The organism is Metabacillus sp. KJ11-3, assembly GCF_055808295.1.
This window is the reverse complement of sequence record NZ_CM147865.1, coordinates 5,030,389-5,049,948: the sequence shown is the minus strand read 5'-3', so window position 1 is coordinate 5,049,948 and position 19,560 is coordinate 5,030,389. Positions and strand designations below refer to the sequence as shown.

Annotated in this window: 15 protein-coding genes; 2 read left to right on the top strand and 13 right to left on the bottom strand. The window is 36.6% G+C overall.

Annotation, left to right across the window (positions count from 1 at the left end; all coding sequences use genetic code 11):
• Window positions 1-3: 3 nt before the first annotated feature.
• The 7 genes from AC0L8O_RS24870 to AC0L8O_RS24840 all read right to left on the bottom strand — a co-directional run bounded on the left by AC0L8O_RS24870 (window position 4) and on the right by AC0L8O_RS24840 (window position 5,341).
• Window positions 4-270, bottom strand: a complete 267-nt coding sequence (locus AC0L8O_RS24870) for a lipopolysaccharide biosynthesis protein (RefSeq protein WP_473445965.1) — start codon at window positions 268-270, stop codon at window positions 4-6.
• Entirely contained in the window at window positions 271-1,002 is a 732-nt protein-coding gene (locus AC0L8O_RS24865; protein ID WP_473445964.1) for an acyltransferase, read from the bottom strand. It abuts the gene before it with no gap.
• 20 nt (window positions 1,003-1,022) lie between these two features.
• On the bottom strand, window positions 1,023-2,339 hold the full coding sequence (locus tag AC0L8O_RS24860; RefSeq protein WP_078431792.1) for a nucleotide sugar dehydrogenase: 1,317 nt from the start codon (window positions 2,337-2,339) through the stop codon (window positions 1,023-1,025).
• 13 nt (window positions 2,340-2,352) lie between these two features.
• Complete coding sequence (locus tag AC0L8O_RS24855; RefSeq protein WP_473445963.1) at window positions 2,353-3,366, bottom strand: Gfo/Idh/MocA family protein; 1,014 nt, start codon at window positions 3,364-3,366, stop codon at window positions 2,353-2,355.
• Entirely contained in the window at window positions 3,359-3,694 is a 336-nt protein-coding gene (locus AC0L8O_RS24850; protein ID WP_473445962.1) for a hypothetical protein, read from the bottom strand. The genes AC0L8O_RS24855 and AC0L8O_RS24850 overlap by 8 nt, the downstream gene beginning before the upstream one ends.
• A complete protein-coding gene (locus tag AC0L8O_RS24845) occupies window positions 3,691-3,987 on the bottom strand; it encodes a hypothetical protein (protein WP_473445961.1) in 297 nt (98 codons plus the stop codon). The genes AC0L8O_RS24850 and AC0L8O_RS24845 overlap by 4 nt, the downstream gene beginning before the upstream one ends.
• 244 nt (window positions 3,988-4,231) lie before the next feature.
• Window positions 4,232-5,341 carry a DegT/DnrJ/EryC1/StrS family aminotransferase gene (locus AC0L8O_RS24840; protein WP_473445960.1) on the bottom strand — a complete coding sequence of 370 codons (1,110 nt, stop codon included), beginning with the start codon at window positions 5,339-5,341 and terminating at the stop codon, window positions 4,232-4,234.
• Between the two features lie 324 nt (window positions 5,342-5,665).
• Between AC0L8O_RS24840 and secA2 the strand changes: the two genes are divergently transcribed.
• Together secA2 and AC0L8O_RS24830 are read left to right on the top strand one after the other, a co-directional pair.
• Complete coding sequence (secA2, locus tag AC0L8O_RS24835) at window positions 5,666-8,038, top strand: accessory Sec system translocase SecA2 (RefSeq protein WP_473445959.1); 2,373 nt, start codon at window positions 5,666-5,668, stop codon at window positions 8,036-8,038.
• Window positions 8,028-8,867, top strand: a complete 840-nt coding sequence (locus AC0L8O_RS24830; protein ID WP_473445958.1) for an accessory Sec system S-layer assembly protein — start codon at window positions 8,028-8,030, stop codon at window positions 8,865-8,867. The genes secA2 and AC0L8O_RS24830 overlap by 11 nt, the downstream gene beginning before the upstream one ends.
• A gap of 126 nt (window positions 8,868-8,993) precedes the next feature.
• Here AC0L8O_RS24830 and AC0L8O_RS24825 read toward each other — a convergent pair whose 3' ends face one another.
• From AC0L8O_RS24825 to AC0L8O_RS24800, 6 genes are all read right to left on the bottom strand, one after another.
• The gene (locus AC0L8O_RS24825; protein WP_473445957.1) at window positions 8,994-10,526 is read right to left on the bottom strand and encodes a transglycosylase SLT domain-containing protein; all 1,533 of its coding nucleotides are present in this window, start codon (window positions 10,524-10,526) and stop codon (window positions 8,994-8,996) included.
• 11 nt (window positions 10,527-10,537) lie between these two features.
• Window positions 10,538-11,062, bottom strand: a complete 525-nt coding sequence (locus AC0L8O_RS24820) for a hypothetical protein (protein ID WP_473445956.1) — start codon at window positions 11,060-11,062, stop codon at window positions 10,538-10,540.
• Window positions 11,049-11,648 carry a C40 family peptidase gene (locus AC0L8O_RS24815; protein ID WP_473445955.1) on the bottom strand — a complete coding sequence of 200 codons (600 nt, stop codon included), beginning with the start codon at window positions 11,646-11,648 and terminating at the stop codon, window positions 11,049-11,051. Before AC0L8O_RS24815 ends, AC0L8O_RS24820 begins: the two co-directional genes overlap by 14 nt.
• Before the next feature lie 172 nt (window positions 11,649-11,820).
• Entirely contained in the window at window positions 11,821-13,974 is a 2,154-nt protein-coding gene (locus AC0L8O_RS24810) for a M14 family zinc carboxypeptidase (protein ID WP_473445954.1), read from the bottom strand.
• Window positions 13,975-14,139: 165 nt separating this feature from the next.
• Window positions 14,140-16,578, bottom strand: a complete 2,439-nt coding sequence (locus AC0L8O_RS24805) for a S8 family serine peptidase (RefSeq protein ID WP_473445953.1) — start codon at window positions 16,576-16,578, stop codon at window positions 14,140-14,142.
• A gap of 72 nt (window positions 16,579-16,650) precedes the next feature.
• Window positions 16,651-18,408, bottom strand: coding sequence for a hypothetical protein (locus tag AC0L8O_RS24800; protein ID WP_473445952.1), 1,758 nt, complete (start codon window positions 18,406-18,408; stop codon window positions 16,651-16,653).
• Between the last annotated feature and the right edge of the window lie 1,152 nt (window positions 18,409-19,560).

Genomic DNA, 19,560 nt, shown 5'->3' with positions numbered 1-19,560 from the left:
GAATCAAAAAACGTTTTGAGAATAGATTCTTCTCTGTTTCTCATCCTTCGTATCAAAATAATAGAATGCAAGAGCTGAATCCGTTCCTAAAAAGACTAAGAATGTTAACATCGTCGTCCAGCGGTCTATAATATCAATATAGCCATACTCACCAGGAGGTAATAAATAGGTGTATATTGGCAGCATAATGAATGCGATCAATTTTGTTCCCACATTCATTAAAGCATAAAGGAGGGAATCCCCTCCTAGACGTTTTAAATTCTTTAGCAACTATAACAGCTCCCGTTCCTCAACCATTCTTACAGGTTTAGCCGGGAACCCTTTAACAACCGTTTTTTGATCCGTATCTTTTGTTACTAAAGCCCCTGCTGCAACAAATGTTTCTTCTTCCACAACAACTCCAGGTAAAAGAATCGATGCACCACCTACACGTGCTGCTCGTTTCACGACCGCTCCTTTAATTTTATCGAAGCGCTCTTCAGTACGTCCCATAAAGTTATCATTTGTTGTTGTCACACAAGGTGCAATAAAGACAAAATCTTCGAGTGTTGTATATGCTGTGATGTAGGCATTTGATTGCATTTTGACTCTGCGACCAATTTTCACAAAGTTCTCAACCGTCACCCCTCTACCAACAATACACTCAGGGCCGATTTCAACATTTTCACGGACACTTGCTAAATCTGCAACAAGTGTTGAAGATCCAATTGTTGAACCAGCATAAAGCACCGCATTCGTACCGATTGTTACGTCGTTTCCGAGTTGAAGAGGTGCAACTGCCCCTGAAAGCTTCACAGTTGATGTCTTCCCCGGTGATGGTTGTTTCCCAAGCACAGCTCCGTCTGCAATTCGAACACCGTCACCAATCACTGTTCCTTCATAAATTGTCACATGGTTACCAATTGTTACGTTCTCACCAATCTTTACATTTTCACCAATGACATTAAAGTGACCGATTGTAATTGAATCATGAACAACTACTGTTGAATGGATACTATTCATACGATCCGCTCCCGTCTTAATTACAGTTTGATATATCTCTCTGGCTTTTTCGCAACATCTTTTAATGCATTACGAGTATCGAATACAACACGGCTGCTGCTTGCAATCATGTCATAATCAAATGTTGTATGGTCTGTCGCAAGTAACACTAAGTCAGCTGAAGATAATAGTTCCTCAGTTAATTCTACTGTTTCAACCTGCTTATCAATTAATCGGAATGCCGGTACAAATGGATCAACCACTTGATAGTCCGCACCCTCTTTTTCTAATATCGTTAAAATATCTAAAACTGGTGATTCACGGACATCATCTATATCTTTCTTATAAGCAACACCAAGAACAGCAACCTTTGCTCCGCGAAGTGCTTTTCCATCATGGTTTAGAATGCGCATCATGCGATCAACAACTAGCTCAGGCATTGAGTTATTGATTTCACCAGCTAGCTCAATTAAACGAGTGTGATAGTTGTATTCACGAGCCTTCCACGTTAAGTAAAATGGATCGATTGGAATACAGTGACCGCCAAGACCAGGACCTGGGTAGAACGCCATAAAGCCATATGGTTTTGTTTTTGCTGCATCAATCATTTCCCATACATCAATCCCCATTTTTTCACATAGAATCGCCATTTCGTTTGCTAACGCGATATTAATGTGACGGAATGTGTTTTCAAAGATTTTTTCCATTTCCGCAACAGCCGGGCTTGATACTTCAAACACATCACCTTCAAGAACAGCGCGGTATAATGCAGACGCAACTTTTGTACAATTTTCTGTTACACCACCAACAACTTTTGGTGTGTTCTTTGTTTTGAATTGTTTGTTACCCGGATCAACACGCTCTGGAGAATACGCAACAAATACTGTTTCTCCACAAACTAAGCCTTTTTCCTCTAAGGCCGGTACAACGATTTCTTCAGTTGTACCAGGGTAAGTAGTTGATTCTAAAACAACTAACATACCTTCACGTGCATACTTTGCAATTTCTTTTGAAGAGCTTTCTACATAAGATGTATCAGGCTGTTGGTGATGATCAAGTGGTGTAGGTACACAAATTGCCACAGCATCTACTTCTGTAATACGGTTATAATCTGTTGTGGCTTCAAGCATACCAGACTTGATAATTTCTTCTAAATCTTCGTTTACAACGTCACCAATATAGTTTTGAGCATTGTTTACTTGATCAACACGGCTTTGTTGTACGTCAAAACCGATAACTTTAAAGCCAGCTTTTGCTTTTTCAACCGCTAATGGTAAACCTACATATCCTAAACCAACAACTCCAACAACTGCTTGTTTATTTTCAATTTTTGATAAAATCGAATCTAAATGAGACATTACGTTCACTCCTTTATTGTAAAAAGACTTTCTTTCCTGTTTCGGCTGATTCTAAAAATGCCTCAATAAGCTTGACAGGTGCCAGTCCATCTTTACCAGTTACAACTGGTTCTGTATTTGTTTTAACTGCTCGAACCATATCTTCAATAATCCACTGATGACCAGGTTTTCCAAATGGGTCTTCTTTGATTGTTTCGATTAGTTTGTTCTTTTCTTCTTCGTTTATATCACTTACATTTAATGTTTCTAAATAAATTGCGTTCGGGCCGCCTACTTTTACTGTTCCAGCTTCACCGAAAATCGATAGTGATTCTTCAAGGTTTTTAGGGTAAATGGTTGTTGCCGCTTCAATGACACCTAAAGCGCCGCTTTCAAATTCAACAACACCAACTGCTACATCTTCTGTTTCAATGTTACGAAGACGAGTCGCTGCCATCGCTTGAACTGCTTTAACCGGTCCCATGAACCAAATTAAAAGATCTAAATTATGAATTGCCTGGTTCATTAGTACGCCGCCGTCAAATTCCTTTGTTCCTCTCCAAGCAGCTTGATCATAATACTCTTGACCGCGATTCCAGCGAACAGTAGCATTCGCATGGCTAAGCTTGCCAAATAAACCCTTTGATTTAATATCCTGAAGAGCACGGATTGCCGGACGAAAGCGATTTGGGTGAACAACTGACAACTTAATATTCGCTTCCTCTGCGATTTGAATGATCTTCTCAGAATCACTGCTTGTTAATGCCATTGGCTTTTCCATGACAATATGTTTACCCTTAGAAGCAATGATCTCAGCAAGCTTGAAATGAAGACCTGATGGCACACAAATGTTAACAACATCTATATCTGTTTGCTGCTCCAGCATTTCATTTAAGTCTGTATAGACAGTACAAAGACTTTTATATTCCTCAAGGCGCTGTTCGTTCGTGTCACAGACCGCGACAAGATTTGCACCTTCAGCATTTTTAATGGCATCGATATGTTTTTGGGCAATAAATCCTGCCCCTACAATCGCAAAATTAATCATTTAAAGCCCTCCTAGCTTCACGAATGTATCTCCAAAGCATAAGTCCGATAAGTGTTAAGAAGAAGCTTAGTGCAAAAGAGATGATCATGTTTTGAACGAGATAATTATCTGATTTTGTGATTTCTTCACTGAGTATTGTAGGCCTTACGAATTCATCTAAATCCGATTTTTTTCTGTAAGCACCATTTCTATACTCTATAACAAGCTCTTCCATGGTTACAGATTTACTAAGGAGTTCTGAATAGTTTTCATAAACCCCTTGATTTTCCAGATTTTCTAATTCTTTTTTGATTTCTTCAATTTCTTTATCGATATACTCAGATTTCAACTTAGCATCTTCTTTTTTTGTTCATAGAATTCTCGAGAACTCTCTGTATCCTCGTATATGCGATTATAGTCTTCTTTCAAATCTTCAAAATATTGTGTTCCCACTGATGTTAACTCGTTCTGTACAGCATCTTTATTCTCTCCAACAACTCTTAACTGAACTTTCCCACCTGATATCACCGAAAATTCAGCATTTACGTTTTCTGTATCTTTTATGTATTTCTTATTCACTAGATACGGATCTGTCAGGTCATCCTTTCCAAGTGTGGAAGTATAATAAACAGCCTTCCCCACATACTCACGACTTCCAAAAAAGAAAACGCGGACACAATAAGAGCAATAATAATTGGAATAATTAAGAGAATCCATTTTTTACTCCATATAAATACTAGGTTTTTATAAAATAAATATTCTTTTTGATCAGTCATACAAATACCCTTTCCTCCGAGATTGGATAGAACTGAGTCTAATATTTTAAAAAAACGGAAAGAACTCGCCTAGTGGCGAGCCTCATCCTTCTATCAAAACAAACGCTCCATTATTGATAGAATTTTGTAATACATTCTACAACATAGTTCTGTTGTTCTTCGCTCAATTCAGGGAACATAGGCAATGAGATAGCTTCCTTCGTTGCCTTTTCCGTCACAGGGAAATCTCCTTCTTTGTAGCCTAATTCTTTAAACACAGGCTGCAGGTGAAGTGGTTGTGGGTAGTAAATCATTGTTGATACTCCCTGTTCTGCTAAGAACTTTTGCAGCTCGTCTCTTTTTTGAACACGAATAGTGTACTGGTGGAACACATGATAGTTTCCTTCCACCTCTACAGGTGTCACAACTTGATCACCAAGAGCAGCTGTTAGCATTTCTGAATAACGATTTGCATGTGCACGGCGCTTTTCACTCCACTCATTTAAGTGAGGGAATTTCACATTTAAAATAGCAGCCTGCATTTCATCAAGACGGCTGTTATAGCCCAAAACATGATGATAATATTTCGGCTTGCTGCCATGAACGCGAATAACACGCATTTTTTCAGCAAGATCTTCATGTTTTGTTACGATCATACCGGCATCGCCGTATGCACCTAAATTTTTCGTTGGGAAAAAGCTGTATGTGGCCGCATCAGCCAGCTCACCTACTGTTTTTCCTTTATATGTAGCACCGATTGCTTGTGCAGCATCTTCTAAAACGAATATATTATGTTTCTTCGCTACTTCCATAATTCCATCCATATCTGATACTTGTCCATAAAGATGTACGGGAATGATAGCCTTTGTTTTATCTGTAATTTTTTCTTCAATCTTACTAGGGTCGATATTAAATGTAACAGGATCAATATCAACGAAAACCGGTGTTGCATTACATCTTGCAATTGCACCTGCAGTTGCAAAGAACGTAAATGGTGTTGTGATGACTTCGTCGCCTGCTGTTACACCATGTGCTTGAAGTGCAATGTGAAGTGCATCACTTCCATTCGCTACTCCAATTCCATATGGTACATTACTATATGCAGCAACATCTTGCTCTAATTTTTTGACATTATCACCTAAAATAAAACGTGAGGATTTCATCACCTCATCTAATACTTGAAGCATATCATCTCTCAAAGATAAATATTGCTCTGACAAATCGAGCATAGGTACTTTCATAAAAGAATCGTCTCCTTTATTTCTGTGAAGATTAGTATAACCTATGATATTCTACCACAATTCACCATAACTTTGTCACTACCTGTCGTTTAATTTGTCAATGTAATAATTGTAATGTAATTATTTCGACATTTTTTACTATTCCCCAATAAAGCATATTTTACAAAAAAACCCCTATATAATTAAGTTTTTTCTAAACCAATGTCACTGATAAAAGATTATACCTTACCCCTTCCTAGATTTATACAGTATATGGTAAAGAATACAAAAAAAATTTATGGTATAATTGTCCTTGAAAATTAGGCTGAAAATGGGGAATAAAAAATGTCGGTTATGCTCAATCAATATACAAAAATGAAATCTCGTAGCGAAATAAATAAACTACAAAAAATTGTCAAACAAATTAATGATCTTGAATCAACTTTTCTTTACTATACAGATGAAGAATTACGCAATAAAACAATTGAATTTAAAGAAGCAATAAAAAATGGTAAAACGTTAAAGGAAATCCGGATTGAGGCTTTTGCTGTCGTAAAGGAAGCTGCTTCACGCGTTATTAACCAACGTCACTATGATGTCCAGTTACTAGGTGGACTGGTCTTAACTGACGGAAACATCGGCCAAATGCAAACTGGTGAAGGGAAAACCCTGATGGCTTCTTTACCAAGTTACTTATATGCATTAGAAGGAAAGGGTGTCCATGTCATCACGTCTAATGAATATTTAGCACGTCGTGACTATGAACTAATTGGACAAATCCATCAATTTCTTGGCCTTGAAGTAGGACTTAATGTGGCAGAAATTTCACCACAAGAAAAAAAGCTGGCATATTCTGCAGACATCACTTATGGAACAGGTACCGAATTTGGCTTTGACTATTTACGGGACCATATGGTAATGAGCGAAGCTGAAAAGGTGCAGCGCGGCCACCATTTTGCAATCATTGACGAAATTGATAATACATTAATCGATGAAGCGAGAACACCTTTAATCATCGCCAACAAGTCATCACTTTCTTCGGAACTATTTATGATCACATCGATGATCGTCAAATCATTTAAAAAAGATGAAGATTATGAATTAAACCTTTCTCATCGCCAGGTCCATTTAACAGAACAAGGTGCAAAAAAGATTGAAGCAGCCTTTGGAATCGATAATATTTATAACGCCGATGACCAGATTCTCCTTCATTTTATTACGCAATCTTTGCAGGCTCATTTTATTTTCAAAAAAGATAAGGATTATATTATTCGTGATGGAAAAATTGAATTGGTCGATGCCTTTACAGGTCGTGTTATGGAAGGCAGAAGTCTCAGTCATGGACTTCATCAAGCTATAGAAGCGAAAGAAGGCTTGGACATTAACGAAGAAAACATTACCCAAGCAGCTGTAACGATTCAAAACTATTTTAGAATGTATGCCGCATTATGTGGAATGACTGGAAGTGCCTTACCTGCACAAAAGGAATTTCTTGAAACATACGGTATGGACGTAATCAGTGTACCGACAAATCGCCCGAATCAACGGGTTGACCAAGAAGATCTAATTTTTAAAGATCTTAAAAGTAAATACGTGAAGATGGTGCAGCTGGTAAAAGAGGTTCATTCAACAGGAAGACCTATTCTAATTGGGACAACTTCAATTGAACAGTCAGAGACTATTTCAAGTATTTTGAAAGAGCAAACTATTAGCCACCAATTATTAAATGCAAAAAGTGCTGAAGAAGAAGCCAAAATGATCTCTATTGCCGGTCAAAAGGATATGGTGACAATTGCTACGAACATGGCAGGCCGTGGAACAGATATTTTACTCGGTGAAGGTGTGGCAGAATTAGGAGGTCTTTATATTATCGGCACAGAACGTCATGAAAGCCTTAGAATTGATATGCAAATGCGAGGCCGTGCCGGTAGACAAGGTGATCCTGGTACAACTCAATTCATTGTGTCCCTAGAAGATAACCTTATGCATCAATTTGATGAAGAAGAGCTTGAAAAATACCAAAAGAAAATTAAATGCAATGAAGAGGGCTTAATCTTAAGTCCGAATCCAAACAAATTCTTCAAAATTGTCCAGGACGCGATTGAAAATAGTCATTATTCTTCAAGATTACATCTTTTAAAGCTTGATGATACACTGGATCAACAACGTAAAGTCATCTATAGCAAGCGCAACAATCTTCTAACTACAGATGACATCCTGGCAGAACTTGAAAAAGAGGTAAACGATTATATCGGAAAGCTTATCTCTCACTCTATTCATGGTACAGATGGACTTGAAGATGATCGTCAAGAATACTTCATTTATCAAATTCAAGAGCTGCTTGGATTAACACTTACAAAAAAACAATTAGAAGATCTTGAAGAGGACGAACTGCTAGCCTTAGTGACTCCTTCTATGAAAGAATATTTCTCTACACTAGCTGAGCTTATGGAAGATAATTCAATGATTATTCAAGTACGTAGTATTTTGTTGAGAGCTCTTGATCAAGTGTGGCTGGAGCATATGGATAAAATGGAAACTCTAAAAGAAGGAATTCACTTAAGAGGATACGCACAGGAAGATCCTTATCGATTATATACATTAGAAGGCTTTGAATTATTTAATCAAAGCATGGAGACATATCAACATAGTGTTACATCTAAAGTATTTGCCTTTATGAAAAGTTTAAAAAAGGAGGGTGAACAAAATGACAACTAATACGGTTGAAACAACATTGTCTATTCATCCCAGCTGGAATATCACTAAACAAGAACAATATATCTATCAATTTCATTTAAACCAGCTTGAATCATTAAAAGAAAACCAAATATCAATTGCCGGGATTAAATTAGAAGAATTTGATGAGCTAATTTATGTCACAGCACTTATACGCAATACACTATCAAAAGCAATCAAATTTGAAATGCTTGATCTTCTCATCCTAGATGAAGATCAAAAGGTTATCGCAAAGGAAACCTTTGATATGGAAGAATTCGGGGAAATGCCTGCCCTCAGCTGCAGGCCTTGGTCCTTCGTCTTCCAAAAATCAAACTGGCAAAACGATGAAAATCAAGAACCGACTTCATTAGAAAATTGGCAAATTGCTTTTGAGCTAAAGAAGAAACCATCAGATACACATCAATTACAGCTTGAACCAAGCTGGGAGGAAAATCTTTCTCAAGAGCGAAAAGACCACTTAAAGCAGCTCGTTGAGAAAATGCCTCCTCTAACACAAAATGAAGTAAATATTATGGGGCTTGAAGCGAAAATGAATGAAGAAAACAACTTAGTTGTTACTCTCCTTATTCGAAATGGCAGTCTCAATAATATTAATATTGAACAGCTGCCGCTTCTTGTCGAGGATGCTTCAAAAGAAGTAGTGGCAAAAGGGGTATTTACATTAAACAACTTAGAGATACTTGCAAATACAAGTAAACCATGGTCCTTTATTTTTCCAAGTCAGCTACTATCTACTCATAAGCCCGACCTCTCTACATGGAAAGTGTATCCTTTAACTAACCAAGCAGCTAAATCGGCTGTTGAATAGACTCGGAGTGCGGCGCCATTGCACTCCTCACAACATAGATAAGCCTTTGGCATAGGAATTCACCAAAGGCTTCCATTACTCATAAAAGAAAAGGGATGAAATCTTAATGGATTCCATCCCTTTTACTTATAAAGACGAATAGTTTACAACACCACTATTATCATAAAATACGTAGTATCCTCCACCAACATCTAAATGTCTACCATCTATTCCATAAACCCATACACGTTGTCCTGCTTTAAGTGTCTTATGAACAGTACCGTTAGGCTTGTACATAGTGATATCCTTCTTAGGTGTAATAAACCCTTTTACTAGTTTTACAGCAGCATCTCTTTTCAGTACATGTTTCCCTGTTTTATCAGAACCAACATACAAATAGCGATCATCATAATCATATACTCTTAGGTATTCACCATTTTTATACGTGATTTGACTTGGATGCTCAGATAACTTATTGTCACTAGTTAAGCGATATAGTTTAGTAGGCTTCTCAATGAATGCGCGACCGATCATGATATTCATATCAATTTCAGAGTTTTTAATGTAGTACCCACCTCCAACATGGAAGTAATCTCCCATCACACCATAAAGACGGATCATCTCACCTTTGTTAAAGTTAGGATTTTTGTTACTTCTTTTCACAACTGTGAATGTCCCATCTTCATTGCTTTTCAAAAACGGAACATTGTTCGTTTTGATCACGACTCTTCCAACTGGTTGATTATGATTTGTTGGAAATTCCGTATGTGGAACTGTCACAGTAGGTGTTGAGCTCTGTAGATTTGAGGATGCAAGATATCCTTCTTTTCCATTTACACTAACCTTATAAAAAGAAAACAGATTTGCTTTTACTCCTGATTCATATGGACCAGATAAAACTTTCACACGACTGTATGGCAATACAGTTGAAATAACCTTAGATGGTGATAGTGTGTCTGGTATGTCACGAAGGTTTGAAACACCATTTGCCAGGGTACTATATGAAGTATAAACAATATCCCCACTTTTCAGGCTTTGCATAGAAGAAGTATCCCATTCTTTAATCGAATAGTGTTTTTTTGTAAAAATTAACGTTCCATTACTAGTTGTAGAAGCTTCAATTTTTGGTGCTTCAGTGATTGGGATGTTTCCCCAGTTTCTAATATAATTAAACACCTTTTCCTGATAAGGTACAGGATTTGTTTCACTTGGCAGGTTGCGAATTGATAGACCATTATACGCCCAAATGGCAAAATACCAGTGCTCAATTATACTTCTGTCACGGTCATTAATTGTTGGAATATCGTAGTTCCACTTACTGCTGAGAATCTTTGCACCTTGCTTGATGTTATAGGCAGTATCGTATTTAAGTCTGCTTTCATCAATACCTTGTGCTTCCATTTCCTCTTCAGACATGGTGACCTGCATCATTCCAATTCCACCATCATTGTTCTTATTCATTACTGGTTCACCATTTGCTTCGTACTGCATCATTCCTGTCTCTGCCATGGCAATTGCCTTTAATACTTCTGGTGGAATGTTTTCTTCCAGAGCTGTTTTTGTGATGAGTTCCTTTTTCTCTTTAAAACTCAATTCTGTCTCTGCGGCATTAGCAGTTGATAGATTTGTAGAAAATATAAGTGTAAATATCATTAAAAAGCTTAAACTTATATTTCTCATGTCTCTCCTCCTTATCTGCTGGTTTGTAATTCTGCCTGTAATCTACCCTTTTCTTCTTGTAGCTGTTGATGAATTCTGTCAAGATTTTGATAAGCATTTGCATGTAATGAATTACCCAGCACTTTTATTTCTTTTGCACGTCTTTCAAGTCTATCATATTTTTCCAGTAGATTACGAGCTTCCTCAAGATTCCCTTGATTTTTTGTGTTGTTAATTGTGTCTAGTAAAAGATACATAGAGACTTCATAAATAACTGTTTCTTTTGCTATTTTTGCTGACGTAACCGATTCTTTATTAAAACGATTTCTCAAATCAGGGCCATACAAGCGGCTGTATACTCTTTCACTCTTTCTGATATCTGCTGATTGTTTCTGGTAAAGAGTGACTGTTTCATCTGTCAGCTCCTGGTTAGTAATCATCTTGTCTGCTAACTGATTTGTAGTGCCTGATAATGTATTTGCTAATTTAATAGAATCGATTAAATTAGCTGTTCTTAACAAATGTTCTCCAGCAACAGTGTTGCTATCTAACTTCACTTGGCTTCGTAATAGATTGTATAAACCTACTAGTTCCTGATTTTGATTCGTTACGGACGAATTCAAATAATAGTTTGAGGCTTTTTGCCATAGCTTCTTTTGCTTCTGCATCTGTTGAAAAGCTTAAATCGTTTGAAAGTTCATTATGTCGTTTTGCCCCAAGGTATCTCTTATTCCAATAGGATTCCTCTAGTTTGCTAACGGTAACGCCTTTTGAAGAAGATGCGTGAATAAATTCATTGTTTCCAACATAAATTCCGGCATGTGATGCTCCCGGCTTATATGTAGAAAAAAACATAATGTCTCCAACTTTAAGATCTTTAACAGGTGAGAGGCTTTTTGAAGCATACATATCAGCACTTGTTCTAGGAAGTGTATAACCATATTGATTGTACACATAGTTTATATAACCAGAACAATCAAATCCAGATGGTGTAGTTCCCCCATAACGGTATGGTACACCGATGTATTGCTTGGAAAGACTAATAAATCCACCTTCTTTCGACAACTCTGAAGCATGACTTTTCACTTGAAGTGAAAGGAGAAAGATCGGTAGTAAAAATATAATTAGTGCACATTTTTTCATAGAATATATCACCCCTTTAGTTTCACTCTTGTATTATAACAGCAATGTTACACACATTCTGTAACATTACCGTTAAATATGTCGGCTTATGTTACAAAAATATTACAAATAAGAATAATTTTCGACAGCTTCTATTTAATAAAATGTAAAAAGGAGGCTATATAGCCCCCCTTTACATATACTTTTCTACTAAATTTGTTTTCTGTGATTGGACAACAATCTCTGAAATAAGTGCTTCCAACTGTGCTTTTTTGCTATTGTATTGGAATGTCTGTTCTTCATGGGATTGCCCCTGTTCCTCAAGCTTATCTATTTCAGAAGCAAGCTTTAGTAATTCTTCTCCCAACAACACGGACTCTTCAAACTTTCTTACTTCCTGAAGCTGAACAATAACTGCGTTATACTTCGCCCTTGTAGCTTCGTCAAGAAGATCCGGTTTCATCGCAGCATTTTCAATGAATGCATCTATTTCATGCAGTTCTTTAAAAAGAGGAAGATCATCCGAAAGCTCTGCTACCAGCTGATAGTTTGTATAAAGCTGTTGAGCTTTTGTTATCGTTTCGTTTAAAGCTTTGAGATTAGTTATCCCTGCTGCTTCTTCGTACAATGCTACGAGTCTTTGCTTTAATGAAACGAGTTGTTCTTCTATACCTGGCAAATCAGGGTATTTTCCTGGATGCAGCTTATTACCATCTGCTTTAATTTGTACAGAACGTTTTTCAAGACGGCCTAACATAGCAAGCTTATCACCAGCTTGTTTATAATCTTTGTTAGCAATATCTGTTTCAATTTCAGTAAGAAGCTTATAACGAGATACTTCATAGATGACTGCTTCTTTTGAAATTTTAGCAGGAACAATATATTTCTCTCCGAATAAATTACGGTAGGTTCCCCCATATACTCGGCTAATGACCTGTTCAGATTTTTTTATTTGATATGAAAAATCGTCATACTCTTTCACAACTGAAGCATTTAAAATACCCTTTTTCACAAGATGATCAAAGTCTTTTTTCTCAACAGAAAGCTTGTCCCCCACCTTAACAGCATCAATAAATCTTGCAGCCTCCAGCTTACGGTCTTTCGCTTCCTTTATATAAGTTGTTAAGAACGCTCGATCAGAGCTAGTTAATCCTGAAAGAGAGCGTTCAGCAGTCGTAATTAAACTGCCTGTTTTGTTATAAACATTCATAAAGCTTGGACTTACAGTAACATCACTCACACGTTTAATTTTATTCGTGTGATATGAACGTAACGATTTGCTTGTTAAAAAGGCGTCATTTACTTTTTTAGTAGCTGCTGATTTTACAGGGCTATATTTTTTCATATATAGTTTATTACCTTCATTTGCTGTATAAAGCCCAATCCCTTTGTTTTCATTCCATATACTCGGGAAGTATGAGAGCGGTATACTCGTCTCACCGACATATGGGGCAATTTCAACTGTAAATGCCGGTTTTTTATGATGAGAAATAAACCAGTCGGTTAATCCCCCGCCAGATGGATTAGCCTTTGGATAAACAAGCGAATAGCCTGTCATGCTTCCAATTTGTTTAGCTAAAGAATGATCACGATTATATCGCGAACCTGATTGATGGAAATTCCAGTAAAGAATCTCACCACTGCTATGATAACTTACAACGATTTCAGGTTTCGTTTTATTAATAAAATCAACCATAGCAATTGTTTCTTTTGCATAATTTGCTCGTGGCCCTTTATAATTTTTGAAATAAGGTCTTCCAGGGTTACAACAAATGTTTTTCCAATCTGCATCATATTGTCTGTTTAAATCGATGCCTTTTCCATTGGCTTTCCATCTTCGAAAATCCATACTTCCATCATTCGCTTTGATCAGTGCTTTGTGATCAGAGCTTGGAAACTTCTTTAACCCAAATTGCTGTAATGTCACACCATCGGGGTTCACCATTGGTATAAACCAAATGGTGGATTGATTAATAATTGATTTCACATTAAACCCATCGATAGATTTACCATTTTTGTAAGCTTGTGCATACTGTTCGAGCATATTCAGGTTCACCATCGTGGTCATCCATTCGCGCGCATGATGGGAACCATTAATCTGAACAACAGATGGTCCATTTCCTAATGAAACAGCATAGATATTTCGGCCGTATTCACTTTTACCAATTACTTGATACTTAATAAGATCCGGATAAGCTTTAGCTAATTCTTTAATATCCTGTTCCATTATTTCATACGTGTAAACCTTATTATTGCTAACATATGCTGCCGAAGCATCTGAAGGAATTAGGGCTAAACTCCCCAATCCTACTAAAAAATATAAAATAAATAATAGCTTTTTCGACAAATACTTATCCTCCATTTCACTTGTTTTCTATGAACCTACTAATCATATCAAAAAACAGAAAGAAATATGTCGTTTTTTAGGAAATTGTAACTATTTCCTAAAAAAAAGCAAAAAAACCTTTCGAGATAATCAGGAAAGGTTTTTGTACTTCAACTATTGTTAAAGCTAGTTTTTAACAAATTCTAGATCATTTTTATTATCTTTTACATAATACCCATTACCTAAGTCAATTTTACCAGCACTTACTTTCGATACATAATATAAGTTTCCAGCTTTTAAAGTCGAATGTTTGGTTCCTTCAGGTTTGTATAAAGTAATACTACGCTTCGGCTTCACATAGCCTATTAAGTATTTTGTATTATTATTATCTACTTTTATCGTGTAGCCACCACCAACTTGGTAGGACTGCTTGTCATAAGAATAAACCCTTATTGCCTCACCAACTTGAAGGACACGGGATACTTTTCCATTTGAATCAAGCAATGCTGTCTGTTTTTTGATAAGAGCTCTTCCTATAAAGGGGGTTGTTTGGTTGTCTTGATGTCTTATATAATAAGCTCCCCCAACATGGTACTGGTGACCTAAAACTCCATATACTCTGATCTGCTCACCTTTAGTTAGATAGCGGCTCAGTATATATGTGTTGTTTGCATTCTTTTTGTATAACCCTACTTTATCGCCACGGATGATAACACGAGCAATTGGATGGCTATGCCCCGTCGGGAAGGATACATTTGGAATCTGTATATTATTAAGTTCATAGTGAAAAGTAGCGATCTCACTAACTTTTGAACCATATACAGTCGCTGCCTTTATTTTAGTTGTTTCATAGATAGGAAGCGGGTTTTTATAGATATTTCCGTTGGTAGCAGATGGCGTTGTGCCGTCTAAAGTATAGACAACCTGCCCTATCGAATTTGTTTTTAAATGAACGTCAAATGATTTAGTGTATGTGCCAGACAACATATTGGATGAAGGACTGCTTAAAGTAACTTTCTGCTGGTCAACACTAATATTATAAGGGGTCGATGACCAGTGACTATAAAAATCGGACACTACTAGATAGTATTCTCCTGCAGATACAGTGATCGAGTCATTCTCTGCTTCGCCAAACCCATGATTATCAATATACTTAACATTTTTATAGCTCGTTCCCTCTTTTTTGTATAGATCTGCATACATATCTATATCCGTAGAAAACCCATTCATCCTTATGTTAACAGTAGTAAGATCTGAGACCTTAAAATAGTAAACATCAACATCATATGGATGATCCAGTTTTTCAGAAAGAGATTTATTACTCCCAATATCAAACGCTCCTTCTGGTTCGGGGGAAATGTCCCTTTCAAGAGATGGGTATGAGGTTTGTAAGCTGCGATAAGCATCCACAATACCGTATCCTGTATCAGGCTTCCATTTTCCATTGCTGGCTCCAAGACCTAATGCCCATTCCACTTCCATCGGAGAGAGAGTTGGATCTTTACTCTTTAATAACGATGCAATTCCAGTAACGACAGGTGCTGAAAATGAAGTCCCTTCCTTAACGGCATATCCTTTATTTAAATGAAGTGTATACATTCCTTCCCCTGGTGCAGCAACATCAATACCATCTCCCCGATTAGAGAAGGAAGATAATTTCTTTGCTTTGTTTGTTGATGATACACTAATGACTGGTGTATAGGATGCAGGGTAAAATGACTCACTGCTTTTATCATTGCCTGCTGCTGCAATTAATGTAATACCTTGGTCAAATGCATTCCATAATGCTTCATTTTCAATTCCGGAAAAATATGAGCTGCCATAACTCATATTAATAATATCGGCGTCCTGTTGAATGGCGTAATGTATTCCTTTGACAGCATTTTCTATTGTTGCTTCTCCTTTGCTATCACTTATTTTGATCGGAATAATTTTCACATTCTGGTTTATTCCAGCTACTCCTGTAGAGTTATTGGAGATTGCGGCAATGATTCCCGCTACACTTGTTCCATGCCCGTTATCGTCCGCCGGATTCGTGTCATTGTTAACAAAATCGTATCCCTTTAGTACTTTGCCTGCCAGATCGGGATGGGAGGCATCCACACCAGAATCAATAACAGCCACTTTTATTTCACTCTTAAATGAAAATGAGCTCCATGCATTTGGCACATTTACTTCCGGGAGATACCACTGATTTGAGTAATAATAATCGTTAGGAGTCGCAGTTGGTTCAATTTTATAGTTTGGTTCAGCAAACTCTACACCTAATAGTGCTCTCACATTTCCTAATGTATCTTTATAGTTTAATTGATTAGGAATTTTTACTTTATATAGCCTGGAATCAGAATCTGCTAGATTTGTAGTTTCTATTTGTTCCAGACCTATTGATTCTAAATCTTGAATAGATACCTTTCCCTTAATAATTAACTCCCGGTTTTCAATCCTATTTAATTGTATATCAGGATTAGATTCGCTAGCTGCTTTTGATTTTTGTGATTTTGTCAATAAGCCACTATCAATTTCCTCACTTGTAACAACCTTTAGGTCCTCAGCTGCATAGGCAGACACTGTTGTGTTACATAATAAGTACATAATTGCGAACCCAAGCAATAGAATTTTCTTCAATTTTGTCCACCCGCCCTTAAATCGATACTACAAAGGACTCATCCAATAAATGAACCAGTCCTTTGAGTCATGTTAGCTTTTATTATATTTCATTATGCTTTTATCATATTCGATATAGTAACCATTTCCAATATCCATCTTATTTCCATCTGTTCCTGAAATAAAGTATTCTTCTCCGGCAGATAGAGTAAGTACAGGTTCTTCTTCACCATATTTATAAAGAGGTGTTTCCTTTAATAAAGTGAGAGATCCAGTATAATAAGTTACTTCTGTTGATTTCTGAATCGTATACATTGAGCCTACATCGTATTTTTCTTCATCATAATTATACACTCTTATTTCTTCACCAGGCATCATTAATCTAAACAGTTCACCGTTTGGTTTATAAATTGGTGTCGGTATACTAGCAGCTACTCTTCCTATATATGGAGTAGTTTTTGAATTTTCATGGAATACATAGTATCCACCGCCTGTGTGATAATAGGAGCCTTCCACCCCATACACTCTAAATGCCTGTTTTGCTCCTAGCGTTTTGAAAGGTACCATCCTATTTCCTTGTTTCTGATAGAGCATAACAGGTCTTTTTGTATAAACACGTGCGATCGGAAATGGTGATTCCGTCACTGTTACATGTGGTAAATAAAGCTGCGTTGGTGTAATAGCCTTATCACTCGTTAATGAAGATTGCTTTACTCTCCAAAGGTTTGCTCCACTATTAAAATAGAAATACCCTTTGTTGTCTTTCACAAGAGTATTTACATCACCTTGTCTAAAGATGTTTATTCGATAATTTTTAAGATTTACTTTAAATAAAGTATTTTGAACAGTTCCATATAGGTAGCCGTCCTCACCTTCTAGCAGGGATTCATTTCTCCCCATTCCTAACACATTCTCCGGAATAATTGGATAGATCTCAACAGTTTCTGATACTTTATCATCTGATGAATTATAGACAATAAACTTGTTGTCAAGAATTCCATATATTTTTCCATCTGGAGTCCATTTAAGAGCTGATACCATATTGTGATAGCCACTTAGCGCCGTTACTTCTTCCGGCTCCAATGTTTCCTTATTTAAATCAATCTTAAAGATATTTGCACCATCTTCTGTTTTTACACCTGAGCCGTCATAAACAGATGTCCCTGCATATAATATATTATTTTGCTCGTCATATGTAGCAGATACAACACGTTGACCCTCTTTTAATGTAAATTGTGCGATCTTTTCTTTTTTCTTCACATCGTAAATGACTATAAGTCCTGATTTTTCTCCACGTTTCGGAACAGTACCTATGAAAAGTCGGTTATTTTTTTTATCTGAAACGATAACAGAAGGTCTTGTTTGTCCCTCATCAGATAAAGATAATAACTTTACAGGATTGGAGTTTTTACTCCAGCTCACATTTGGATCATATGCAAATACATTTGCATCCGGATATGTCCCGAAATAAATTTTGCCATTTTGCTCTGCAACACTTTCAACTTGTCCTAATCCACTGAATATTTCATTTGTTGTGGTGATTGGATTATATCGTGACAGATGTCCTGAAATAAATCCCGAGCTGTATATATCTCCTGATGAGCTGCTTCCTATTTTAAACAATTCAACAAACTGTGGCGGCAGATCTAACAGCTTAATAGAAAAGCGATTTTGACTATAGTTGTACTCATAAAACCTTCCTGCATTCCCTGCCAAACCAACTACTTTTTGTTCTCCTGGAAGTATATCCAGTGACACCGCACTTGAACCATATAAATCCGATTGTAACTTTTTATTTGTGTTCTCTTCATAATTATATTCATAAAGAGAGCCATTATGGCTGTAAAACACAACTGGCTCATTTGGTTTTTTTCTGATACTCCTCTGGAATTAGCGTCAAAGCGATGAACTGGTCTATCAGTTTCTAAATCATAATGGAGTATTTCATTTGTGCCTTCCATTTTAGCGAAAAGCTGACCATCGACTAAATCTAAATCATAAACCGATGAGCTTGAGCGGTCGTACTCTAAAATATTTTCTTTTTCATTCGTCGTTAAATTCCATTTAACCAGTGCAGCTGGTGAACCTACACCAATATACAATGTATTTTCATTCGAATCATACACTATACTTCTTGCATATTGCCTCCCACTCATAGCCGGGCCTAGATCCGTAAATCCTTGATTTTGATTATAATAGAAAACCCGACCTCCATATGAGGTAACACCATATAATCGGTCACCCTTCTCATCATATGCCATGTCCCAAATAACCGTATCCGAATTTGTTGTTGCTTTTCCAAGATCGACTAATTCTCTTGTGTTGACATCGTACTTATACACATGTTCATTTGGAGTTGTACCTATATAAACGATTCCATTTGGAGTGGATTCAATCGACCAAGCAGCCTTTGCACCTTCCAATTCGCGCAAATCAATTACTTTTTTAGTATTGTAATCAATGACAGCTAACTTGGCAGGCTCACCTTGGAGCAAACTTACATAATAGTTTGTTCCTTGTGATGAAACCATCTTACCTTTAATAACATTTACATACTCAACTTTTGGCCCTAAATTTTCGAAGATAGAATCCCCCTCCGATATAGCCTTCCCCTTCAACGGAGCTAGAAAGGAAAGACAAAGTAACAGGATAGCACTTAAACTAATAATCTTTTTAATATTTGACAATTTTTTCTACTCCTCGACTTTTTATAACTTTATCCTACCATTAATAGTTAGTTTAGTCATTAAGGACTGGAATAAATTCCATTTTTTAGATATTATTCAATTAAAATTTGAAAATAATACCATTAAGGACTTTAATACTACCGACTATATAAAACTTTCTTCATAAAAAAATGAAAAAATAAATCCATTCCAGTGAAAATGTGGTAAAATAATGTGTGTTCCCGTTATTACATTATTATGGTAGGAATCCATCTAATTGGATAAACTTCCATAATTATGTCTAATCATGTAATACATCGTTGGGCTTTTCTTTTAG